Origin of the sequence: Pseudomonas sp. FP2196 (assembly GCF_030687715.1) — a bacterium.
Lineage (GTDB): Bacteria > Pseudomonadota > Gammaproteobacteria > Pseudomonadales > Pseudomonadaceae > Aquipseudomonas.
Map to the genome: position 1 here is coordinate 3,621,901 of NZ_CP117445.1, position 19,746 is coordinate 3,641,646.

Here is a 19,746-nt window from a genome sequence, read left to right on the forward strand (position 1 = left end):
TGAGCGCGCGGGCACACTCATCATGCAAACCGATCCTCCACATTGATCAGGAGTAGCGAACATGGGATTTGTCACCACCAAAGACGGCGTCGAGATTTTCTACAAGGACTGGGGGCCCAAAGACGCGCCGGTCATCCACTTTCACCACGGCTGGCCGCTGAGTTCGGACGACTGGGATGCGCAGATGCTGTTCTTTCTGGGGCAAGGCTTTCGGGTGATTGCTCATGATCGCCGCGGGCATGGACGGTCTGGCCAGGTCTGGGATGGGCACGATATGGATCATTACGCCGATGATGTGCTGGCCGTGGTCAGTCACTTGGGTGTGAAGAATGTCGTGCATGTCGGCCACTCGACGGGTGGCGGCGAGGTCATTCATTACATCGCCCGCCATGGACAGGACAACGTCGCCAAAGGGGTGCTCATCAGCGCCGTGCCGCCGCTGATGGTGCAGACCGAGAGCAATCCGGGAGGGTTGCCGAAATCGGTGTTCGATGATTTTCAGGCGCAACTCGCGGCGAACCGGGCGCAGTTTTATCGCGACATTCCGACCGGGCCTTTCTATGGCTACAACCGGCCTGGGGCCACGGCTTCGGAAGGAATCATTTCAAACTGGTGGCGCCAGGGCATGATCGGCGGCGCCAAAGCGCATTACGATGGCATCGTGGCGTTCTCGCAGACGGATTTCACCGAGGACTTGAAGAAGGTCACCGTGCCGGTGCTGGTGATGCATGGCGAGGATGATCAGATTGTGCCGTACGCGAATTCGGGGCCTTTGTCGGCGAAACTGTTGCCAAATGGCACGTTGAAGTCGTATCCGGGGTTTCCGCATGGGATGCCGACGACTGAGGCGCCGACCATTAATGCGGATCTCTTAGCCTTTATTCGCGGCTGAGATTAGTGGTAGTCACACGCCTCCCCCGTAGGAGCGAGCCTGCTCGCGATAGCGGTGCACCAGGCAACAAATGCTCAAGCTGTGCCGACGCTATCGCGAGCAGGCTCACTCCTGCAGGAGATTGTTGGTGGATGCAGGATCAGGGTCTTCCCCTCCCGCTCCGGTTAACCTTCGGAGCGGCTTGTGCCTTTACGGTCACGCTCGTAGTGGTGAGCCAGGGGCAGCGCCGGCAACCACTTCTCGCGGCGCACAGTCCAGAGTTCGTAAGTGGGTTTGAACTGGTTCGGCTCATCGAACGAGCCCACGTTGACTTCAATTTCATCCGCCGAGCGCGAGAACACAGGCGAGCCACAGCGTGGGCAGAAATAACGCCCGTTGTAGTCGCCGGGTTCACCCGTGATGGTCACTGCGCTTTCAGGAAATATCGCCGAGGCATGAAACGGCGTCCCATGATGTTTGCGGCAATCGAGGCAGTGGCAAAGGCCCACGCGCCAAGGCTGGCCTGAGGCTTCGAAACGGATGTCGCCGCAAAGGCAGCCGCCGGTGAGTCGGTTCATTTTGCATCTCCTCTGCTGACCCGTTTCCGCCGCGCATAAACACAATTGCGCAGTCCCGTTTAAATGACACGCCGCGTTACGCCATACAGGCTACAACACCTTGCGCCGTTACCTACGCGTACGCCAGAATCCGCCGGCTTACACGGCTATGGGCCGGGCTATATCGTTTGCCTGTCACTGCAAAACAGTGATCGGGTTTGGTAGCCCGCGTCGGTACCGCCGTATGGCGCCACCTTATTCAGTCTCTTTATTCGCGGCTGTGTTTTATATGGTGGACATGCGTGGGGCTCATTCGTGAGCGCCGGGTTTCCGTATCGACCGGTCTACCAACCCGCGCATGGCCGCCACCCTTCGTTTGGTAGCGAGAGTGATGGCTCCTATTTATTTCGATACGAGACTTCATCTATGTTCAAAGTTACGCCCAACCCACCACACACCAATCCAATCCCCCACGACCCCGCGCTCGACCCGCAAAAGGTCAAAGAGGCCACCGATCGCGCCCTCGACTATTACCTCAAGCCCGAAGACCTGGCAGCTGCGCCAGCATCGCCCAAGTTTCGCCCCGTCTTTCTAGTCGACCCCACGCTGGATGACGAAACCCTGCTGGTCGAGGCCTGTGAATCGCTTTCATACGCCCACGCCATCGCCGGTAACATCGCCAACTCGGTCGGTGGCCCCGAGCGCAAACCGCTGCTGGCGTTGCAACAGGTGATCATGCTCAACGAGCTGTTGGTCAATCGACTGCTGGACAAGCTGCGCGTGCCGCAGTAGGTACCCGACGGATCGCCATGCAGGGCCAGTGCATCCTGCATGGCGATCTTGAGTCCGGCGTCCATACTGAATTTTTACAAACGGCATCCTCCACTCAATTGTCCGGACACCAACATGCCCTCCCCCGAAACCACCCTGTTGCAGAGCTGGCACGAGAACGCTCACGCCTGGATCGAAGTGATCCGCAGCGGCGCCATCGAAAGCCGTCAGCAGGTCACCGATCAAGCGATTCTGTTGGCGATCATGGGTCGGCAACCGCAGCGGGTGCTCGACCTTGGTTGCGGCGAAGGCTGGCTGTTGCGGGCGCTGGCGGATCGGGGCATTGACGCGACGGGCGTGGATGGCGATGCGACGCTGGTTGAGGCGGCGCGTTTGGACGGTGCATCTCAGGCGCATGTCGCCAGTTATGAAGCGCTAGTCGATGCGACGGCAGACATCGGTCGCGACTATGACCTGATCTGCGCCAATTTCTCTTTACTGCATCAGGACATCATCCCGCTGCTCGCCGCGATGAACGCATTGCTTGTGCCCGGCGGCGCACTGGCGATCCAGACGTTGCACCCGTGGGCCGTCGCGGCGGGTGATTATCAGGACGGCTGGCGGGAAGAGACGTTTGTCGGGTTCAAGGGCCAGTGGCAGCCGATGCCCTGGTACTTCCGCACCCTGTCGAGCTGGCTCAATGCGCTGGACATGGCTGGTTTTCAACTGGCCGCACTGCAAGAGCCACAGCATCCGCAAAGCCCTGTGCCGCAGTCATTGCTGATGATCGCTGAACGGCGCTAGTTTCGATCGCGCTACGGTTATGGTGAGAGCTGGCTTGCCAGCGATGGCATTGGGTCAGACACCATTGATGCCGAGAGTGACGGCCTCATCGCTGGCAAGCCAGCTCCCACAGGGTTTAGGGGGTTCGCAGGATTACCAAGTTATAACTTGGCGATCTACGGCACCGCCAGTCGACCAAGGACTGACTACGCTGTTAATCCAGCGTGTCTAACCTGCCGAGGATGACTGCCATGCAACGTTTTCAGAAGCTCACACCGTGCCTGTGGTTCGACGATCAGGCCGAGGCTGCCGCGAAGTTCTACTGCTCGATCTTCGACCATTCGAAAATCACCGGCCTGACCCACTACAGCAAGGTCGGCCAGGAATTTCACGGGCAGCCGGAAGGTGCGGTGATGACGGTGAGTTTTGAACTCGATGGCCAAACCTTTACCGGTCTCAACGGCGGGCCGGTGTTCAAGTTCAGTGAAGCGATATCGTTTCAGGTCAATTGCCAGAACCAGGAAGAAGTCGACCATTTCTGGGGCAATCTTTCTGCCGGCGGGCCGGTGGAAGCTCAGCAATGCGGCTGGTTCAAGGACAAGTTCGGCGTGTCGTGGCAGATCGTGCCGGTGGCGTTCATGCACATGATGCAAGACCCCGACACCAGCAAGTCGCAGCGGGCGATGCAGGCCATGTTCAGCATGAAAAAACTCGACATCGCCGAACTGGAGCGGGCCTTTGCCGGCCAGAGCTAATACACTCGGGCGCTGGCCTGCCGGGAATGACGTTGATGAAACACGCTGCCGCCAAAAACTCAGAAAAAGCCCCACGCTTCTGGCGCGACGATGCCCTGCCCTTCATTGAGGCGCGAGCCATCGCCGACGGCCGCGAAGTCTGCTATGCGCGGCATTCTCACGCGCATTTTTCCATCGGTGCGATCACCGCAGGGCGCAGCACGTATGTGCACGAACAGGCGCAGTTCGAAGTGGCGTCGGGTACCGTGGTGCTGATGAATCCCGGGGATGTGCATGCGTGCAATCCGATCGATGATCAGCCATGGTCGTACCTGATGCTATACGTGGAAACGCCATGGCTGACGGATCTGCAACATCAATTGGGCTTCAGTGCCGAGCTGGAATTTCGCCGTTTTGCCAACACCCATCTCAACGATGCCGATCTGTTTGGTGATCTCAACGGGTTGCACGACATTCTGGTCGACGAGCAACAGGATGTGCTGCGTAAACAGAGCGCAGCGGTGGAGTTTTTCACTGATCTGCAGTTGCGCCTGAACCCGGCGCAAGCGCCCATGCGAGAACCGAATTTCAAGCTTGAACGCGCCGCCGATTTCATCCGTGAACACTGCACGGAGCTGCTGAGCCTCGATGACATTTGCAGCGCGGCGCAGTTGTCACCGTCCTATCTGATCCGCGCTTTCAAACAGCATTACGGCATGACGCCGCATGCCTTTGTGGTCAACCAGCGTATTCAGTACGCCCGCGAGGGTTTGCGCCGGGGCAGACTGATTGCCGATGTAGCCCTGGAAGCCGGGTTCGCTGACCAGGCGCATTTTCAACGAGCGTTCAAACAACATCTGGCCGCAACACCCGGCCAGTATCGCGGCTGACCGGGCGTATCAAGATCAAAAGATCGCAGCCTTCGGCAGCGCCTACCCCGATCCCTGTAGGAGCGGCCGAAGGCTGCGATCTTTTGCTGTTCAAGGCAACAGCAGGTAAATCGCACTCACCACCAACAACCCCGCCATCAATCGATTGAACAGGCGCATCCCCGCCGGATTGCCTAGATACCCGCGCAAGAATGTCCCGGCATACACCCAGCAGCCCACCGACAGATAGCAGATCACCAGATACACCGCCGCAAACTGCCAGACCAGCCGAGCCTCGCCATCGGCGACAAACGCACCCATCCCGGCCACGCAGGCCAGCCAGGCTTTCGGGTTGAGCCATTGCATGACCGCGCCATAGAGCATCGATGGCGCGCGGCCAGAGTCGCCGGCATTCAACTGTCCGTTGTCGGTCGCCAGCTTCCAGGCCATGAACAGCAGGAACGCCACCCCTGCCAGTTGCACCACGCGAGTCATGAACGGCCAGAGCTTGAGGACTTCATGCAGGCCCAGGCCCATCAGCACCAGTAACAGCACAAACCCCAGCGTCGCGCCGAGGACATGCCGCTGGCTGGCGCGAAAGCCGAACTGCGCGCCGGAACTCAGCGCGACGATGTTGACTGGGCCGGGGGTAATGGACGCGGCCAGGGCAAACGCCGCCATCGAGATAATCAAACTCATCGCACACCTGCTTCAAATCGGAGAACAAGGCGCTCACGGTAACCAGCACCCCGTCCCCGGTATTGAAGAAAATCACCCTGCCAACAACACACTTTGTGTAGGAGCTGCCGCAGGCTGCGATCTTTTGATGTTGGGTTCAGAACAAGATCAACAGATCGCAGCCTGCGGCAGCTCCTACACCGGGTTCAAGTGTTTAGCCGATCAGTCCAGGCGCGGCACAGTGAAGCGGAACTCGCTGCCCTGCCCCTCCTCGCTTTCGGCGAAAATCCGCCCGCCATGGGCTTCGACAATGCCTTGGCTGATGTACAAACCCAGGCCGGTGCCGGTCGGGTTGCCCTCTTTCACCGTCCAGTAACGGTCGAAGACGCGGGCCAGGTTTTCCTTGGGAATGCCTTCGCCGCTGTCACGCACGGTAAACACGATGTCGCTACCGACGGATTTGGCCAGCACACCGACCGTGCCCAGGCGCGGGGTGAACTTGATCGCGTTACCCACCAGGTTCGACAGCACCTGAAACAGTCGCTCCGGATCGGCGTGGATACGCAGATCCGGATCCGCCGCGAAGGAAATGCTGATGTCCTTGTCCTGCGCGAGTGGGGTCAGCAGGGCTTGCGCCTCTTCGAACATCTGCGTGACGTCGAGTCTTTGCGGCGTGATGGAGTAGCGCCCGGCGTCGATCTTCGAGGTGTCGAGCAAGTCCTCCAGAAGCGTGTTCATTCGCCCGGCAGCCTGCTGCATAGTGTCGATCGCCGTGGAGATGCGCCGCGAGGTATGCTGGCCTTCGGAGCTGAAGGCCTTCTGCAACATGCCACAGAGCATCGATATGACCGTCATCGGGTTACGCAGGTCGTGAGATACGACGGCCACGAGTTCATCACGGGCACGCACCGCTTCCTGCTCGCGGCGTACCTGGCGGGCCAAGTCGTTTTCCAGTGCCGAACGGCGCAGGTCGTTGGCGGCAAACAGGTCACCGTGGCTCCACTTGGTGGAGATCCCGGCCATTTCGACCTTCCAGATCTCAAACGAGGTGCGCGGACGCAGGCGCATTCCGGCGTCGGAGTTTTCCATATCCAGCGGCTTGCGCGGATCACCGCTCCAGTTGATGTTCTCTTTGACCTCCGGCCGGAACCACAGCACGCCGTTGTCCACGGGTTTGGGCAAGCTCATGGCAAGCACACCGCTGGCCACGTGTTGATACTGCGCCGCTGGCGGATAAACACTGGCCAGGTGATGGCTGGCAAACACGGGCTCGCCGGTTTCCTGCAACCACTTGTGCAGCGCGCGGATCTCTTCCGGTTCCGGGCAGTTGCCATGGCGATGCAGTTGTTTGTCTTCGATGATCGCGATGCCGCCGGCATTGGCCAACGCCATCAGCATTTGCGGCTGATTCGCCAGGCCGTCGAAGACATTCTGCGGCGAGTCGATCATCGCTTGCTTGAGCAGCGCCAACGCCTCGACTTTTTCTTCGCGCTGGCGGCTGAGCTCCAGCGCTTCCATCGCGCTGATCTGCAGCGACAGCACCTGACCGATGGTCTGGCACGCGCTGCGCAACTCATGCGGGACGTGCAACGGCTGGCGGTTGCCGCAACTGATCAGCCCCCAGAGTTTGTCGCCCTTGAGCAGAGAAATACTCATCGACGACAGCACGCCCATGTTTTTCATGTACTGACAGTGAATCGGCGACACGCTGCGCAGGGTGGCGAAACTCAGATCCAGCGGCTTCTGCGTGTCCGGACGCAGCTTCGGCACCAGCGGCACCGGTTGATAGTCGGCATTGGGGATGATCCGCAACCAATTGATGCGGTACAGCTCGCGAGCCTGCTCGGGAATGTCGGAGGCCGGGAAGAACAGGCCATTGAACACTTCCATCGACGGGGAGGAGGCTTCGGCGATGACCTGACCGTGGCCCTCCTCCTCGAAACGGTAGATCAGCACCCGGTCGTAACCGGTCAGGGCCTGGATTTCCTGGACGCTGATGTCGTACAGCGCCTGCAACGTGGTCGCCGCGTGCAGGCGCTGGAGCATCCGCCCCAGGTGCGTCTGATTGCCGGCGACGTTGCGCGGCTGGAAGTTTTCCGCGTGGATTTCCAGCTCCAGAATCAATACGCCTTGGTGGCGATGCAGCAAGCCTTCGAACGCCTTGCCATTGAGCTGAAAACGCAGCGGTGGCACATCCAGGAGTGACGGTTGCTGCAACGCCACGCGCACGGCCCGGGCATCCACGTCGCCGATCAGGCGCTCCAGCGGCTGACCAATGAGCTCTTCTGGCGCGCGGGCCAGCAGGGTTTCGACGTTGGCGCTGACTTGAATGATGTCCAGCGCAGGCTCGCTCAGGGTCAGCAGCAAGCCGTGAGGCTGGATCGCACCGGGGAAACGAATCGGCTCGTCGGCACAATTGCTCAGCAGTTGTTCAAAAGTCTCTTTTTCTTGCTCGGTCACGCCAGCACCTCCTGGCTTTCGAGCCAGCGCTCGAAACAGCTGAATGTAGATTGGGCGGCATACACGACGGCCTCACGCTCGGCGGCGTCCATCGGTCGACTGCCCAGGTATTCGATGAAATCACGCCAGCGCCGACCGGTCGCGGCACCGTAAATATCCAGAAACGCTGCGCCGTTGTCGGCATCCACAGCCAGACGCGCGGCGATTTCCCGGCGCAGGATCTGCCCGCCCAGGGTTGCGCCTTCAAGCACGTACAACACGCCAAGGCAGGCAGCGCTGGAGTCGATGAGCGGCAACTGCTGGCAGATCGGCAGGCTTGCCAGTGTGGCGTCTGCCATACCCAGTGCACGCAGGTCGCCGCGCAGCGTGTGGGTCTTGAGGCGTGACGTCAGATCAAAATCGTCGGGGACTGAACCGCTGCGCTGCAATGCGTTTTCCAGAGGCGCATAGAAACCGTAATAGGCCTGCATCAGGCGCCCAAAAGCTTGCGCATCGAGGGTATCGGAGAAAAAAGGAAGACGTTTTTCCAGTGCGATGTGCAGTTCGGCAGTGCCGGCTCGCAGATCTTGCAGCACCGGTGGCACATAAACTTCACGGGCCTTTGCTTGCATGTATATCGCTCTTGGTGGGGCCGCCTGGGGCCATTCGGGGTGAGTTAAATATCGGGCGAATATTACACGGCAAACCGATATTTCTGACCGCATGGATCATTTTTCTGACGAAACCATCGTCCTCAGATTTTTCAGAGTTCCCTCCCGTACGAAAAGTTCGGTCCGATTGCACAACGCCATCCCGGCCGCTGTACCGCGATAGCTACGCGTGACTGTATGGGCAGGGTGAGACGTTGGCTGTGATAAAAATGTCGCTCCCGTCACAGGAGCTCGTTCCATGGATCTCGCCACCCTTTCGCTGTTTCTCCCGGCCTGCTTCGCCCTGAACATGGCACCCGGCCCGAACAACCTGCTGTCGGTCAGCAATGCCACACGATATGGCTTTCGGCGCGCCTGCACGGCGGGTATCGGGCGGATTCTGGCGTTCGCCGGGATGATCGCCCTCGCCGGCGCGGGTCTGTCGGTGGTGCTGCAAACCTCGGAATGGCTGTTTCATGCGATCAAAATCATTGGCACGGCGTATCTGTTGTATCTGGCATGGCAATTGTGGCGCGCCAATCCCGGGGCCGAGCAACAGGCTGCGGGTGCTACGGTTGGGTTCTTTGCATTGGCGCGACAGGAGTTTCTGGTGGCGGCCGGCAATCCGAAAGCGATCCTGCTGTTCACTGCATTCCTGCCGCAATTCGTCGATCCGGCTCGTCCAGTGCCCGCGCAATTCGCCTTGCTCGGTGTGCTGTTTCTGTTGCTGGAGTGGATCGCCATCAGCGCCTATGCCTGGATGGGCCTGCACATGCGCCGCTGGTTTGCCGAGCCGCGAGGCAAACGGATCTTCAATCGTTGCTGCGCGGCGCTGTTGTCGGCGGCGGCGTCGGTGCTGTTGATGGCGAAACGCGCTTAAGCCTCGGACGGGCCTTTGAGTTCGACCTGATTGCCATCCGGATCAAAACAGTACAGCGACAGGCCGTTGCCCTCGGCACCGAAGCGGGTGGCGGCTTTTTCGACGCTCAGACCATGTGCCAGCAAGTGTTCGGTCAAGGCCGCCTCATCGAACGGCTCAATGCGCAGGCAGAAGTGATCGACGTTGCGCCGCTCGGCACCCGCCGCCCCGCCGCCCTTGCGGCCGAGTTCCCCTCGCAGATCGACCAGATCGATCATCGACGTGCCGGCCCGTAAATGCACCAGACCCAGCGGCTCGTTGTGCTTGACCACTTCGGCGCCGAACACCCGGCCGTAGAAATCGATGCTGCGTTGCAGGTCGGCGACGCGCAGTACGATGTGATCGATGTGTTGAATGACAAACGGATGCATGAATTCAGTGCCTCGCAAACCCTGTAGGAGCTGCCGCAGGCTGCGATCTTTTGATCTTGTTTTTCAAAACCAACGTCAAAAGATCGCAGCCTGCGGCAGCCCCTACACGGTAGTTCAGGGGCATGGAAAATTCATTGTCGATTTTTCGGTGGAGCCATCGAGAATCTGGTTTTACTCTCACCCCATGAACATACAAACCGCTGCCCTGCCGCCCCACGCCGAAATGGTTCGCGCCATGCTCGAACGCGACACTGCCTATGAAGGCGTGTTCTTCACGGCTGTGAAAACCACCGGGATCTTCTGCCGCCCCAGTTGCACGGCGCGCAAGCCCAAACCGGAAAACGTCGAATTCTTCGCCCATGCCGATGAATGCATGTCTGCCGGTTATCGCGCGTGTCTGCGCTGCAAACCGCTGGACGCGGCGGCCATTGCGCCGGACTGGGTGCAGCGTTTGCTAATGATGGTCGACGCTGACCCCGAGATTCGCTGGAGCGATGCGCAGTTGCTCGCCGAAGGCGTCGAGCCGCTGAAGCTGCGGCGCTGGTTCAAGCAGCATTTCGGCATGACCTTCCATGCCTGGCTGCGCACACGGCGGCTGGGCATGGCGCTAGGCGGGATCAGGCAAGGCACCTCGATCGATCACGCGGCGTTCGACTCCGGCTATGAATCCCTCAGCGGTTTCCGCGACGCGTTCCAGAAGTCGTTCCACATCACCCCGGGCCGTGCGGCGGCCAGCGAGCCGCTGTTGTTCACGCGCCTGACCACGCCGCTGGGGCCGATGATTGCCATGGCCGAACGTCGTGGACTTGTATTGCTGGAGTTTCTTGATCGGCCGGCGCTGACCCGCGAAGTAGAAGAGTTGCAGAACCGTTACGGCTACGCAGTCGCACCGGGGCATAACGCGCATTTGCAGCAGATCGAGGGCGAACTGGCAGAGTATTTTGCCGGCCGGCTGACCGCGTTTACCGTGCCCCTGCACTTGCCCGGCAGCCCGTTCGACCGCCAGGTCTGGGCGCATCTGCTGCAAATCCCCTATGGCGAAACCGCCACCTACGGCGCCATCGCCGCAGACTTGGGCAAACCCGGCGCCAGTCGCGCAGTCGGCCTGGCCAACGGGCACAACCGCCTGGCGATTGTGGTGCCGTGTCATCGGGTGATCGGCGCGGATGGCTCGCTCACCGGCTATGGTGGAGGACAGCCGCGAAAAGCGTTTCTGCTGAGGCTTGAAAACGCTGCGATGCAAATCACGCAACAACTGGCTTTCTGACGATTCGACACAACCGACAAAAAGGGATTTCGATGAACGCGCTCGACACGCAATTTCACCAGTTGCACCAGCAAGGCCTGCTGATCCTGACCAACGTCGCCGACGCCACTGGTGCGCGACTGGTCGAACATCTGGGCGGTAAAGCCGTCGCTACCAGCAGCGCGGCAGTGGCCTGGGCGCATGGCTATCCCGATGGCAACAGCCTGCCACTGGAACGCCTGGTCTCGACCGTGGAGTCGATTGCCCGGGTGATCAGCGTGCCGTTGACCGTGGACGTCGAGGCCGGTTACTCCGATGACCTCGCACGCGTGGCTGAAGTGCTAGATGCAGTGATTGCGGCCGGCGCCGTGGGGATCAACATCGAGGATGGCTCAGGTGATCCTGAGTTGCTGGCGCGCAAGATCGAACTGGCCCGCACCGTCGCCAACAAACGCGATGTGAAGCTGTTCATCAACGCGCGCACCGATGTCTATCTGCGTGGGCTGGTGCCGGCGGAGGATCGCGTGGCGGAAACACTGCGCCGTGCCGCGCTGTATCAAGCCGCAGGCACCGATGGTTTGTTCGCCGCAGGTGTCACCGCGGCCTACGAAATTGAAGCGATCTGCAAAGGCACTTCGCTGCCGGTCAACGTGCTGGGCTTCGCCTGCCTGCCCTCGCCTGCGGAGCTGCAAGCACTGGGCGTACGCCGCTTGAGCGCCGGTTCCGGGATCGCCGAGTTCATGTACGGCGCGATGGGCGGGCTGGTGAAAAGCTTCCTCGCCACCGGCAAACTCGATACCCACGATCTGAAGGCGTTTACCTACGGCGAAGTCAACGACTTGTTGAAATAGCATGGCGGATGACTATCAAGCGGCCAGTGAGTTTCTGGCTGCGCTCGATGCCGACTGGCAGCGGCATGTCGCGGCTGTCGGCCCGTGCCTGCATCAACCGCATCCGGCGCGCGATCCCTACGAGTCGCTGGTGCGGGCGATTGCCTATCAGCAACTGCATGCCAAGGCCGGGGACGCGATTGTCGGGCGGCTGGTCGGGTTGTTTCCCGGGCAGTCGTTTCCTCGGCCCGAGCAGGTGCTTGCGACCGATTTTGATCGGTTGCGTGGCTGCGGGTTTTCGGCGGGCAAGATTGCGACGATTCAGGGGATTGCCCAAGCGACCCTGGACGGCGTGGTACCGGATTACGCCACGGCGTTGGCAATGGAGAATGAAGTGCTGATCGAACGCCTGATCAGCCTGCGCGGGGTTGGGCGCTGGACTGTCGAGATGCTGCTGATTTACAGCCTGGAGCGGATGGATATTTTGCCGGCGGATGATTTTGGCGTGCGTGAAGGGTATCGGCGGTTGAAGGGCTTGGAGGTCCAGCCGACGCGCAGGCAGATGGTTGAGATCGGGTTGGCGTGGAGTCCGTTTCGGACGGTGGCGGCGTGGTATTTGTGGAGGGTGGCCAAGGTGTAGACCGTGTCATCGTTCATCGCTGGCAAGCCAGCTCCCGCAGGTTTTCGGCTGCCCCGCAGCGCCTACAGGTGTTTTCCGTTCAGCGTTCAGCGACTGTATCGCAGTGTGTATGGCCGTGCGGTCGACACAGCAACTGCACAATCCCCCGCAACGGCGACACAACTGCGATACACCGCCACGCTCAAATGAACCGGTCGATCCCACTCACCCGATCCACCGGAGATTCATCATGACCCCGAACCTTTCGACCGCCGCCAAGGCTGTGCACCTGAACCTCGACCGCGCCGGCACCTGGCTCGCACCTCTCACCCTGCGCCTGTTTATCGCCTGGGAATTTTTCGAGTCGGGGCTGGAGAAGTTCAACGGGCAGAACTGGTTTGAAGACATTCAGGACAGGTTTCCCTTCCCGTTCGACCACCTGCCGGCGACGCTGAACTGGGAGCTGTCGATGTGGGCCGAGCTGATTTGTGCCTTGGCGATTCTGATTGGCTTCGGCACACGAATCTCGGCCATCGCGCTGATCGTGGTGACCATCGTTGCCACCGCCGCCGTGCACTGGCCCGCCGACTGGTCGTCGTTGAGCGAACTGGCGCAGGGTTACGCGATCACCAACAAAGGCTTCGGCAACTTCAAGCTGCCGGCGATTTACCTGGCCGCTCTGGTGCCGCTGGTGTTCGCCGGGGCCGGCAAGTTGAGTGTCGATGCCTGGCTGGCGCGGGTGTTCTGGAAGCGAAGCACCCGCTGAGACTCAATGCGCGCGATCGAGCCCAACCAGCAACGCGCTGTCACGGCTGTAGATATCCGGCGAATAGCGCAGGTGACCAGCACTGTCGACTTGCGCGGTCCAGTAGGTCATCAGGATCGGCACCGGCGCCGACAAGCGGAATTCATGGGTGGTGCCGGTGGCGAGCAAGGTCTCGGTACGGGCCTTTTCCGCTGGTGTGAGCAGCAGATCACGCAGTTGCATCGGGTGTTCGACCCGCACGCAACCGGAGCTGAATGCCCGCGGCCCCTTGTCGAACAGCGCCTTGCTCGGCGTGTCATGCAGGTACACCGAGAACGGATTGGGAAAGCGAATGACCATCTGCCCCAACGGATTGCGCGGCCCGGCGTCCTGACGCAGGAGGATGTTGCCGGGGTTGTCCCAGTCGATGTCCGCCGCTGCCAGGGGCTGACCGTTGGCATCGAGCACTTGCAGGTTCTGGCGGCTGAGGAAGGTCTGATCCTTGCGAATCTCCGGCAGTTTGTCTTCCTTCCAGATGGTCGGCGGCACCGTCCAGGTCGGGTTCAAGGTCAGACGCGTGACGCGGGATTTGAGCAACGGTGTCTGGCGCTCGGCACGGCCAACCTGGGTGCGGGTCTGCCACACTGGCCGGCCGCCCTGATACAGCATCAGTTCGGCCGCAGCGACGTTGACCAGCAAACCATCAGGCTCCATGTCCTGGGCCATCCAACGGAAACGTTCGAGGTTGACCCGCAGTTGGTCGCGGCGGGCCAGCGGGCTTATGTTCAGTTCGGCAATCGTCCCCGGCCCGACCACGCCGTCAGCCTGCAACGAATGGTTGGCCTGGAAGCTTTTCACCGCCTCCACCAGCACGCCTTCGTAGGCATTGCCGGGCGTGGCGATGTAATCGGTCAGATAGCCTTCGCTGTGCAAACGCAGCGCCAGTTCCGGCACGCGTTTGTCTTCCATGGACGGGCGCAGCAGCGGGCCGTTGCCGACCGACTGCCACTGTGGCAAGGCTTCGAGCCGTTGCGCGGCGTAGAGCTGACGCAGGTTGTGGTATTGCGCCAGACGCGGCCGCGCGAGGTCGAACGCGGCGGGAATGTCGTTAATGCCCGGAACGGCAATGGCGAGTAATTCGGCCTGACGGTCACGCGGGGCTTCGTCGGCGTGCCATAGCGGTTCGAAGTGCGATTGCAACAGTCGGCCGTAATGCAGGTCCTGCAGGGCTTGCAAGTAATAGCGGCTGATGTCGATATCGGCGCACAACTCGCCGTCCTGCGGTGCAGTCGCGGCGACCGGGTAGCGTTTCGGGCTGAGGCCATCGTCGGCCAACAACTGCAACTGCCCCTGCAACGCCTGCAATCGCCCGGATTCGCGGGCCCACACTGGCATCCAGTCCTGCTGTTGGTAGAAGCCTTTTAACTGTTCCAGCGCCTGGCCATTGAGCTGCGTTGCAATCGCCGGGCATGACTGTCGCAGACCGATCATCACGGCCTGCAAAGGGCTTTGCGGCTCGACCGGCATTTCGGCCGGCGGCGTCGGCAGCGTCTGCAAGGGTGGCAGCGGCTCATCGGCACAAGCGACAAACGGCGCAGCGAGCAAACAAATGCTCAAGTAGCATGCGTACTTTTTGAACAACTGCTTTACTCCAATCCATGGCCATCCAGATGATGGCCAACCTTACATCAGGTGCGCTGAACAGTCAGGCTCGAATCTTCGGGCTTGCAGGTTACGACTGGGAGTCAGGAGCCAAAGTGCCAAATAAGTAGCAAGTGAGGACACTTTATAAATGTTGACGTTTCTGCGCCGACTTCTGCTGAGCACCGCGACCCTTGTCGCCGTGACCAGCCCAGCTTTCGCCGCCGGCAAACCATCGCCGGTTTTGTTCACCAGCCTCGCGCACGCCGCGCCAGAACTCAATGCCCAAGCGCTGAAAGGTGCCTTGAGCGCCATGCAATGTGCGGTCAACAACGGCGCCAAACCGTCCCGCCACCTGGCAATCATCGATTATTCGCAACCGTCCACTGAGCGCCGACTGTGGATTTTCGACCTCAACCGTAAAAAACTGGTGCTGCGCGATCTGGTCGCTCACGGCTCCAATTCCGGGGAAAACTTCGCCACGCAGTTTTCCAATGTCGAAGGCAGTTATCAGTCCAGCCTCGGCCTGTTCCGCACTCAGGAAAGCTACAGCGGCACTCACGGTTATTCGCTGCGCATGGACGGCCTGGAACCGGGCTTCAATGACATGGCCCGCGACCGCGCCATCGTCATCCACGCCGCCGATTACGTGAACCCGTTGTGGAGCAAACGTCAGGGCCGCATCGGCCGCAGTCAGGGTTGCCCGGCGGTTCGGCCGCAGATTGCCAAGCAAGTGATCGATAAACTCAAGGACGGCCAGTTCATGTTTTCGTGGTACCCGGATCAGCGCTGGCTGAAGAAGTCACCGTACCTCAACTGCCAGCCGCAGCAGGTGGCGAGCATTTTGAGTACCCACGCCAGCTAAAAATCCCCGCAGAACCCTGTAGGCGTGAGCCTGCTCGCGATTGCGGTGTATCAGTCAACCTCTGCTTTGAATGACACACCGCAATCGCGAACAGGCTCACGTCTGCATTGGGTTTTGCGACAGGCACACCACCTCCGTTTCATTACAACTTTGTCATTCAGTTGTCGGTTTGCCGTGCGGATCGCTCGGTAGCCTGAAGTTGTCCCGGCGCCAATGCCGATCAACTTCAGCCACTGAGTGACTCATCATGAAAACCCTGATCCTCGCCTTCTGCGCCCTCCTCGCCACCGGTTCGGTATTCGCCGCCGATACGCCTGACACCGCCGTGATTCATGACAAAACCGGTTTCTTCGTGCACCTGGATGTCGACAAAGTCCTGTCCAGCACCGATATTTCACAGGCCTGCGGCGTGATTCCGGCGCAACTGAACTACCTCGATCATCAGGGCCGTGAACATGTGCTGGACTATCAAGTACAAGGCACCGGCTGCACCAACGACCATTGAGACTGATCGCCCATGAATATTCTGGTTGTCGAAGACGAACCCAAGGCCGGCAATTATCTGCTCAACGGTTTGCAGGAACTGGGCTATAGCGTGAGCCTGGCCCGGGATGGCGCCGACGGTCTGCACTTGGCGCTGGAGCACAGCTTCGACGTGATCGTGCTGGATGTGATGATGCCGAAAATGGATGGCTGGGAAGTCCTGCGCCGGCTGCGCAAGGAAGCCGACACGCCAGTGCTGTTCCTCACCGCCCGCGATGACATTGCCGACCGGGTCAAGGGCCTGGAACTGGGGGCCGACGATTACCTGATCAAGCCGTTTTCCTTCGCCGAACTGGTGGCGCGCCTGCGCACCCTGACCCGACGCGGGCCGATTCATGAAGACGAACAACTGCAAGTGGCCGACCTGCAGATCGATGTACTCAAGCGCCGCGTGACCCGCGCCGGGGTGCGAATCACTCTGACCAACAAGGAATTCGCCCTGCTGCAACTGTTCGCCAGCCACACCGGGCAAGTGCTGGCGCGCTCACTGATCGCTTCACGGGTGTGGGACATGAATTTCGACAGTGATACCAACGTGGTCGACGTCGCCGTGCGCCGCTTGCGGGCGAAGATCGACGACCCGTTCCAGCTCAAGCTGATCCACAGCGTGCGCGGGATCGGCTACCGCTTCGATACTCAGCCATGAGCGCCAACCGCCCGTATTCCCTGACCTTGCGCCTGGCGCTGGTGTTTGCCCTGCTCGCCTTCGGCTCACTGGCCGGCCTCGGTGCGGCGCTATACAGCGAGCTGGAAGAGCAACTGATCCGGCGCGATGACGCCGCGCTGGTCAGCCGGGTCGATCAGTTGCGCAGTTTCCTCAATGACAGCAATACCCTTGAGCTGATCAGGACCAAACCGGCGCTGTTCCAGAACATGCTCGGCAACCGCGAAGCGCTGCTGACCATCGGTGCGCCGGGTCAAGCGCCGCTGCTGGTGGTCAACCCCGGCAACCTGACCACGCCGACTTTGCCGCCAGTGCCGACCGACCGGCCGTTATCGCTGAGTGATGTGCAGCATCTGCCCGACGTCAACGGCGTGCCGTTTTCGGCCGTGGCGGCAAGCATCGATTCCGGCGATCTGGGCAATCTGCAAGTGCAGAGCGGGCGACTGATGAGCGAGCGTACGGCGATGCTCGCCAATTATCGCTTGAGTGTTTATGGCTTCGCGTCGCTGGCGGCGCTGATGTTGGCGGTGATTGGCTGTCTGCTGGTGTATCGCGGACTGTTACCGTTGCGGCGCTTGGCCAATCACGCCCACGGTATCGGCGTCGGCAACCTCGATGAACGTCTCGGCAGCCATGGCGCACCGCGAGAGTTGCAGCCGATGATCGAGGCATTCAACGCCATGCTCGATCGCCTGGCCAAGGGCTTTGCGCAGTTGAGCCAGGTGTCCACCGACATGGCTCATGAACTGCGCACACCGATCAATAACCTGCTCGGCGAGACCCAGGTCGCGCTGCATCAGAACCGCAGTGTCGAGGCGTATCAGCAGTTGCTCGCCTCCAATGTCGAGGAGCTTGAACGGCTGACCCGCATGCTCGACAACATGCTGTTTCTGGCCCGCACCGATCCGGCCAGTGCCTTGAGTCAACGTCAGGAGCTGGACGCCAGCGATGAGATGCAGCGCATCGCCGATTACTTTGAAGGTTTGGCGGCAGACGTGGGCATGTGCATCGAGGCGCGCGGCAGTGGCGTGATCTGGGCCGAGCCGATGTTGCTGCGCCGGGCGCTGGCCAACCTGTGCGCCAATGCGATCAAGTACGGCGCGGCGGATTCGACCGTACAGGTCGAGGCGTTCGCCGAACCTGACGGCAGTTATCTGCGGGTGCGCAACCAGGGCGTAACGATTGCGCCGGAACATCTTGCGCGGTTGTTCGAACGTTTTTACCGCGTCGATCAGTCCCGTGAGCGCTCGGCGCAATCCAATGGCCTGGGCCTGTCGATTGTCGCGACGATCATGCAGTTGCATCACGGTCGTTACGCTGTGAGCAGCGTCGATGGCGGGACGTGCTTTGAACTGTTTTTCCCCGCCCGCGAATTCCGGGACTGACACCCACCATAAGGCGCTGTAGGAGCTGTCGAGTGAAACGAGGCTGCGATCTTTTGATGCTGATCTTTAAAATCAAAAGATCGCAGCGTGCCGCAGCTCCTACAGAAAACTGCGGTGTGTCATTCACCCTTAACGTTGGCTGTGACGGCCTCTTCGCGAGCAGGCTCGCTCCTACAGTTGATTTGTGTTCGGCTGATCATCAGGGCCATGACCATCAGGGCCGTGGCGACGCCGAAGGTGATGTGTAAACCACTGGCGATAACGGCCGCAGGCGCTTGAGTCGGGTCACCGGTGGCCACGGCAAACACCGCCCCCATCGCCGCCGCCCCGGTAATCAAGCCCAAATTGCGCGCCAACCCGAGCAGTGCCGACACCACGCCGCGCTGATCCTGGCTGACCCCGCCCATCAACCCGGTATTGTTGGCGGCCTGGAACAACGCGTAACTGCCGGCGATCACCGCCATCGGCAGCCAATATGCAGACAGACCGAAGCTCATCGGTAACAGCGCCAACAGGCCACAACCGCCGACCATCCCGAGCAACGCACCCGGCACCACTCGCCGTGCCCCGAAACGATCCACCAACCGGCCAGCCGGCACGCCGCCGAACGCCGCCAACAACGGCCCGACCGACAAAACCAGTCCGACCACCGTACTGCTGAGGTTCAACCCGCGGCTGAGGTAAAACGGCCCAACCACCAGCGTGGTCATCATCACCGTGGTCACCAGCAACGTCAGCGCCAGACTGCCACTCAGACGCAGGTCGGCGAACAGTGACAGGCGAATCAGCGGCGCCTTGGCTTTCGTCTCGACCACGATGAACAATCCCGCGCCGCCGAGGCTGATCAGCAGCAACGACAGGGTAAAACCGTCAAGCGTCATCGCCAGCGCATAGGCCGCCAGCGTTAACACCAGCACCCCGGAACCCAGATAATCAAACGCAACAGGCTCGCGTTCTGTTCGATCTGTTGGCAGATAGCGATACACCAGCCACGCATTGAGCAAGCCCAAAGGTACATTGAGCAGAAAAATCGAATGCCAGCCGGCATGCGTCATCAACAACCCGCCCAGCGACGGGCCGAGGCTGGTGCCGGTGGCCGACATCGTCGCCAACAATCCCATCGCACTGCCCGCCCGAGACTTGGGCACCGCATCGGCCACCAGCGCCACCGTCAACGCGAACATGATCGCCGCGCCAAGGCCTTGCACCGCCCGTGCGCCGATCAGCCAGCCCAGCCCCGGGGCCAGCGCGCAGGCCAACGACGCGGCAGTAAAAATGCCGATGCCGATCAACAGCAATCGCCGCCGTCCCAAGCCATCACCCAGACGTCCAACACTGACAATCAACGTGGTGATCGCCAACAGATAAGCGAGAACAATCCACTGCACCTGTTGAAACGTCGCCTCAAACGCTGCAGCCAGGGTCGGCAACCCGGCATTGGCAATGCTGGTGTCCAGCGACGGCATCAACATCGACAGCGCCAGACTGGTCAGGGCCCAACGGGCTGCGATGCTCAAGGGTTGTCGGGGCATGGTGCATTCACTGTGCAAAGTTAATGTGTCGTAG

General features: G+C 60.7%; 21 protein-coding genes. 14 read left to right on the forward strand and 7 right to left on the reverse strand.

From position 1 onward, the window contains the following. Nucleotides 1–61 precede the first annotated feature (61 nt). Nucleotides 62–892, forward strand: coding sequence for an alpha/beta fold hydrolase (locus PSH79_RS16060; protein WP_305438373.1), 831 nt, complete (start codon nucleotides 62–64; stop codon nucleotides 890–892). A 164-nt stretch (nucleotides 893–1,056) separates the two neighbouring features. Here PSH79_RS16060 and PSH79_RS16065 read toward each other — a convergent pair whose 3' ends face one another. Further along, nucleotides 1,057–1,449, reverse strand: coding sequence for a GFA family protein (locus PSH79_RS16065; protein ID WP_305438375.1), 393 nt, complete (start codon nucleotides 1,447–1,449; stop codon nucleotides 1,057–1,059). Between the two features lie 405 nt (nucleotides 1,450–1,854). Here PSH79_RS16065 and PSH79_RS16070 point away from each other — a divergent pair, with 405 nt between their 5' ends. The 4 genes from PSH79_RS16070 to PSH79_RS16085 all read left to right on the forward strand — a co-directional run bounded on the left by PSH79_RS16070 (nucleotide 1,855) and on the right by PSH79_RS16085 (nucleotide 4,606). Continuing rightward, nucleotides 1,855–2,220, forward strand: coding sequence for a hypothetical protein (locus PSH79_RS16070; protein WP_305438376.1), 366 nt, complete (start codon nucleotides 1,855–1,857; stop codon nucleotides 2,218–2,220). 114 nt (nucleotides 2,221–2,334) lie between these two features. Continuing rightward, nucleotides 2,335–3,003 carry a bifunctional 2-polyprenyl-6-hydroxyphenol methylase/3-demethylubiquinol 3-O-methyltransferase UbiG gene (locus PSH79_RS16075; RefSeq protein WP_305438377.1) on the forward strand — a complete coding sequence of 223 codons (669 nt, stop codon included), beginning with the start codon at nucleotides 2,335–2,337 and terminating at the stop codon, nucleotides 3,001–3,003. Between the two features lie 230 nt (nucleotides 3,004–3,233). After that, the gene (locus PSH79_RS16080) at nucleotides 3,234–3,737 is read left to right on the forward strand and encodes a VOC family protein (RefSeq protein ID WP_305438378.1); all 504 of its coding nucleotides are present in this window, start codon (nucleotides 3,234–3,236) and stop codon (nucleotides 3,735–3,737) included. Nucleotides 3,738–3,772: 35 nt separating this feature from the next. After that, nucleotides 3,773–4,606: an AraC family transcriptional regulator gene (locus tag PSH79_RS16085; protein WP_305438379.1), complete on the forward strand. Its 834-nt coding sequence runs from the start codon at nucleotides 3,773–3,775 to the stop codon at nucleotides 4,604–4,606. Nucleotides 4,607–4,696: 90 nt separating this feature from the next. Here PSH79_RS16085 and PSH79_RS16090 read toward each other — a convergent pair whose 3' ends face one another. The 3 genes from PSH79_RS16090 to PSH79_RS16100 all read right to left on the reverse strand — a co-directional run bounded on the left by PSH79_RS16090 (nucleotide 4,697) and on the right by PSH79_RS16100 (nucleotide 8,334). Next, entirely contained in the window at nucleotides 4,697–5,284 is a 588-nt protein-coding gene (locus PSH79_RS16090) for a LysE family translocator (RefSeq protein ID WP_305438380.1), read from the reverse strand. A 201-nt stretch (nucleotides 5,285–5,485) separates the two neighbouring features. After that, nucleotides 5,486–7,723 carry an ATP-binding protein gene (locus PSH79_RS16095; RefSeq protein ID WP_305438381.1) on the reverse strand — a complete coding sequence of 746 codons (2,238 nt, stop codon included), beginning with the start codon at nucleotides 7,721–7,723 and terminating at the stop codon, nucleotides 5,486–5,488. Then, nucleotides 7,720–8,334 (reverse strand): biliverdin-producing heme oxygenase, encoded by a 615-nt coding sequence (locus tag PSH79_RS16100; protein ID WP_305438382.1) that lies wholly within the window; start codon nucleotides 8,332–8,334, stop codon nucleotides 7,720–7,722. Before PSH79_RS16100 ends, PSH79_RS16095 begins: the two co-directional genes overlap by 4 nt. Before the next feature lie 277 nt (nucleotides 8,335–8,611). On the opposite strand from PSH79_RS16100, the gene PSH79_RS16105 reads away from it, so the two are divergent. Beyond that, nucleotides 8,612–9,232, forward strand: a complete 621-nt coding sequence (locus PSH79_RS16105) for a LysE family translocator (RefSeq protein ID WP_305438383.1) — start codon at nucleotides 8,612–8,614, stop codon at nucleotides 9,230–9,232. On the opposite strand, the gene PSH79_RS16110 is transcribed toward PSH79_RS16105, so the two are convergent. Continuing rightward, nucleotides 9,229–9,642: a VOC family protein gene (locus PSH79_RS16110; RefSeq protein ID WP_305438384.1), complete on the reverse strand. Its 414-nt coding sequence runs from the start codon at nucleotides 9,640–9,642 to the stop codon at nucleotides 9,229–9,231. The genes PSH79_RS16105 and PSH79_RS16110 overlap by 4 nt on opposite strands. A gap of 184 nt (nucleotides 9,643–9,826) precedes the next feature. Between PSH79_RS16110 and PSH79_RS16115 the strand changes: the two genes are divergently transcribed. From PSH79_RS16115 to PSH79_RS16130, 4 genes are all read left to right on the forward strand, one after another. Continuing rightward, complete coding sequence (locus tag PSH79_RS16115; protein WP_305438385.1) at nucleotides 9,827–10,909, forward strand: bifunctional transcriptional activator/DNA repair enzyme AdaA; 1,083 nt, start codon at nucleotides 9,827–9,829, stop codon at nucleotides 10,907–10,909. Nucleotides 10,910–10,941: 32 nt separating this feature from the next. Further along, nucleotides 10,942–11,739, forward strand: coding sequence for an isocitrate lyase/phosphoenolpyruvate mutase family protein (locus PSH79_RS16120; protein WP_305438386.1), 798 nt, complete (start codon nucleotides 10,942–10,944; stop codon nucleotides 11,737–11,739). Between the two features lies 1 nt (nucleotide 11,740). Beyond that, nucleotides 11,741–12,358, forward strand: coding sequence for a DNA-3-methyladenine glycosylase (locus PSH79_RS16125; RefSeq protein ID WP_305438387.1), 618 nt, complete (start codon nucleotides 11,741–11,743; stop codon nucleotides 12,356–12,358). 229 nt (nucleotides 12,359–12,587) lie between these two features. Next, on the forward strand, nucleotides 12,588–13,103 hold the full coding sequence (locus tag PSH79_RS16130; RefSeq protein ID WP_305438388.1) for a DoxX family protein: 516 nt from the start codon (nucleotides 12,588–12,590) through the stop codon (nucleotides 13,101–13,103). A 3-nt stretch (nucleotides 13,104–13,106) separates the two neighbouring features. Here PSH79_RS16130 and PSH79_RS16135 read toward each other — a convergent pair whose 3' ends face one another. Then, nucleotides 13,107–14,723 carry a murein L,D-transpeptidase gene (locus PSH79_RS16135; RefSeq protein ID WP_305438389.1) on the reverse strand — a complete coding sequence of 539 codons (1,617 nt, stop codon included), beginning with the start codon at nucleotides 14,721–14,723 and terminating at the stop codon, nucleotides 13,107–13,109. A 151-nt stretch (nucleotides 14,724–14,874) separates the two neighbouring features. On the opposite strand from PSH79_RS16135, the gene PSH79_RS16140 reads away from it, so the two are divergent. The 4 genes from PSH79_RS16140 (at nucleotide 14,875) to PSH79_RS16155 (ending at nucleotide 18,180) form a co-directional block, all read left to right on the forward strand. After that, entirely contained in the window at nucleotides 14,875–15,588 is a 714-nt protein-coding gene (locus PSH79_RS16140) for a murein L,D-transpeptidase catalytic domain family protein (protein WP_305438391.1), read from the forward strand. Between the two features lie 247 nt (nucleotides 15,589–15,835). Continuing rightward, the gene (locus PSH79_RS16145; protein ID WP_305438392.1) at nucleotides 15,836–16,093 is read left to right on the forward strand and encodes a DUF2790 domain-containing protein; all 258 of its coding nucleotides are present in this window, start codon (nucleotides 15,836–15,838) and stop codon (nucleotides 16,091–16,093) included. A 12-nt stretch (nucleotides 16,094–16,105) separates the two neighbouring features. Then, nucleotides 16,106–16,777 carry a heavy metal response regulator transcription factor gene (locus tag PSH79_RS16150; protein ID WP_187680525.1) on the forward strand — a complete coding sequence of 224 codons (672 nt, stop codon included), beginning with the start codon at nucleotides 16,106–16,108 and terminating at the stop codon, nucleotides 16,775–16,777. After that, nucleotides 16,774–18,180 (forward strand): heavy metal sensor histidine kinase, encoded by a 1,407-nt coding sequence (locus PSH79_RS16155; protein ID WP_305438395.1) that lies wholly within the window; start codon nucleotides 16,774–16,776, stop codon nucleotides 18,178–18,180. The genes PSH79_RS16150 and PSH79_RS16155 overlap by 4 nt, the downstream gene beginning before the upstream one ends. A gap of 119 nt (nucleotides 18,181–18,299) precedes the next feature. Here the strand turns inward: PSH79_RS16155 and PSH79_RS16160 are convergent, their stop codons facing one another. Next, nucleotides 18,300–19,712: an MFS transporter gene (locus PSH79_RS16160; RefSeq protein WP_305438396.1), complete on the reverse strand. Its 1,413-nt coding sequence runs from the start codon at nucleotides 19,710–19,712 to the stop codon at nucleotides 18,300–18,302. Between the last annotated feature and the right edge of the window lie 34 nt (nucleotides 19,713–19,746).

Excerpts from the sequence above, each read along its gene's own strand:
- PSH79_RS16105 (WP_305438383.1), top strand. The coding sequence starts at position 8,612 with ATGGATCTCGCCACCCTTTCGCTGTTTCTCCCGGCCTGCTTCGCCCTG.
- PSH79_RS16120 (WP_305438386.1), top strand. The coding sequence starts at position 10,942 with ATGAACGCGCTCGACACGCAATTTCACCAGTTGCACCAGCAAGGCCTG.
- PSH79_RS16100 (WP_305438382.1), bottom strand. The coding sequence starts at position 8,334 with ATGCAAGCAAAGGCCCGTGAAGTTTATGTGCCACCGGTGCTGCAAGAT.
- PSH79_RS16090 (WP_305438380.1), bottom strand. The coding sequence starts at position 5,284 with ATGAGTTTGATTATCTCGATGGCGGCGTTTGCCCTGGCCGCGTCCATT.
- PSH79_RS16155 (WP_305438395.1), top strand. The coding sequence starts at position 16,774 with ATGAGCGCCAACCGCCCGTATTCCCTGACCTTGCGCCTGGCGCTGGTG.
- PSH79_RS16080 (WP_305438378.1), top strand. The coding sequence starts at position 3,234 with ATGCAACGTTTTCAGAAGCTCACACCGTGCCTGTGGTTCGACGATCAG.
- PSH79_RS16115 (WP_305438385.1), top strand. The coding sequence starts at position 9,827 with ATGAACATACAAACCGCTGCCCTGCCGCCCCACGCCGAAATGGTTCGC.
- PSH79_RS16150 (WP_187680525.1), top strand. The coding sequence starts at position 16,106 with ATGAATATTCTGGTTGTCGAAGACGAACCCAAGGCCGGCAATTATCTG.
- PSH79_RS16065 (WP_305438375.1), bottom strand. The coding sequence starts at position 1,449 with ATGAACCGACTCACCGGCGGCTGCCTTTGCGGCGACATCCGTTTCGAA.
- PSH79_RS16125 (WP_305438387.1), top strand. The coding sequence starts at position 11,741 with ATGGCGGATGACTATCAAGCGGCCAGTGAGTTTCTGGCTGCGCTCGAT.
- PSH79_RS16075 (WP_305438377.1), top strand. The coding sequence starts at position 2,335 with ATGCCCTCCCCCGAAACCACCCTGTTGCAGAGCTGGCACGAGAACGCT.
- PSH79_RS16085 (WP_305438379.1), top strand. The coding sequence starts at position 3,773 with ATGAAACACGCTGCCGCCAAAAACTCAGAAAAAGCCCCACGCTTCTGG.
- PSH79_RS16130 (WP_305438388.1), top strand. The coding sequence starts at position 12,588 with ATGACCCCGAACCTTTCGACCGCCGCCAAGGCTGTGCACCTGAACCTC.
- PSH79_RS16160 (WP_305438396.1), bottom strand. The coding sequence starts at position 19,712 with ATGCCCCGACAACCCTTGAGCATCGCAGCCCGTTGGGCCCTGACCAGT.
- PSH79_RS16060 (WP_305438373.1), top strand. The coding sequence starts at position 62 with ATGGGATTTGTCACCACCAAAGACGGCGTCGAGATTTTCTACAAGGAC.
- PSH79_RS16070 (WP_305438376.1), top strand. The coding sequence starts at position 1,855 with ATGTTCAAAGTTACGCCCAACCCACCACACACCAATCCAATCCCCCAC.
- PSH79_RS16145 (WP_305438392.1), top strand. The coding sequence starts at position 15,836 with ATGAAAACCCTGATCCTCGCCTTCTGCGCCCTCCTCGCCACCGGTTCG.
- PSH79_RS16110 (WP_305438384.1), bottom strand. The coding sequence starts at position 9,642 with ATGCATCCGTTTGTCATTCAACACATCGATCACATCGTACTGCGCGTC.
- PSH79_RS16140 (WP_305438391.1), top strand. The coding sequence starts at position 14,875 with ATGTTGACGTTTCTGCGCCGACTTCTGCTGAGCACCGCGACCCTTGTC.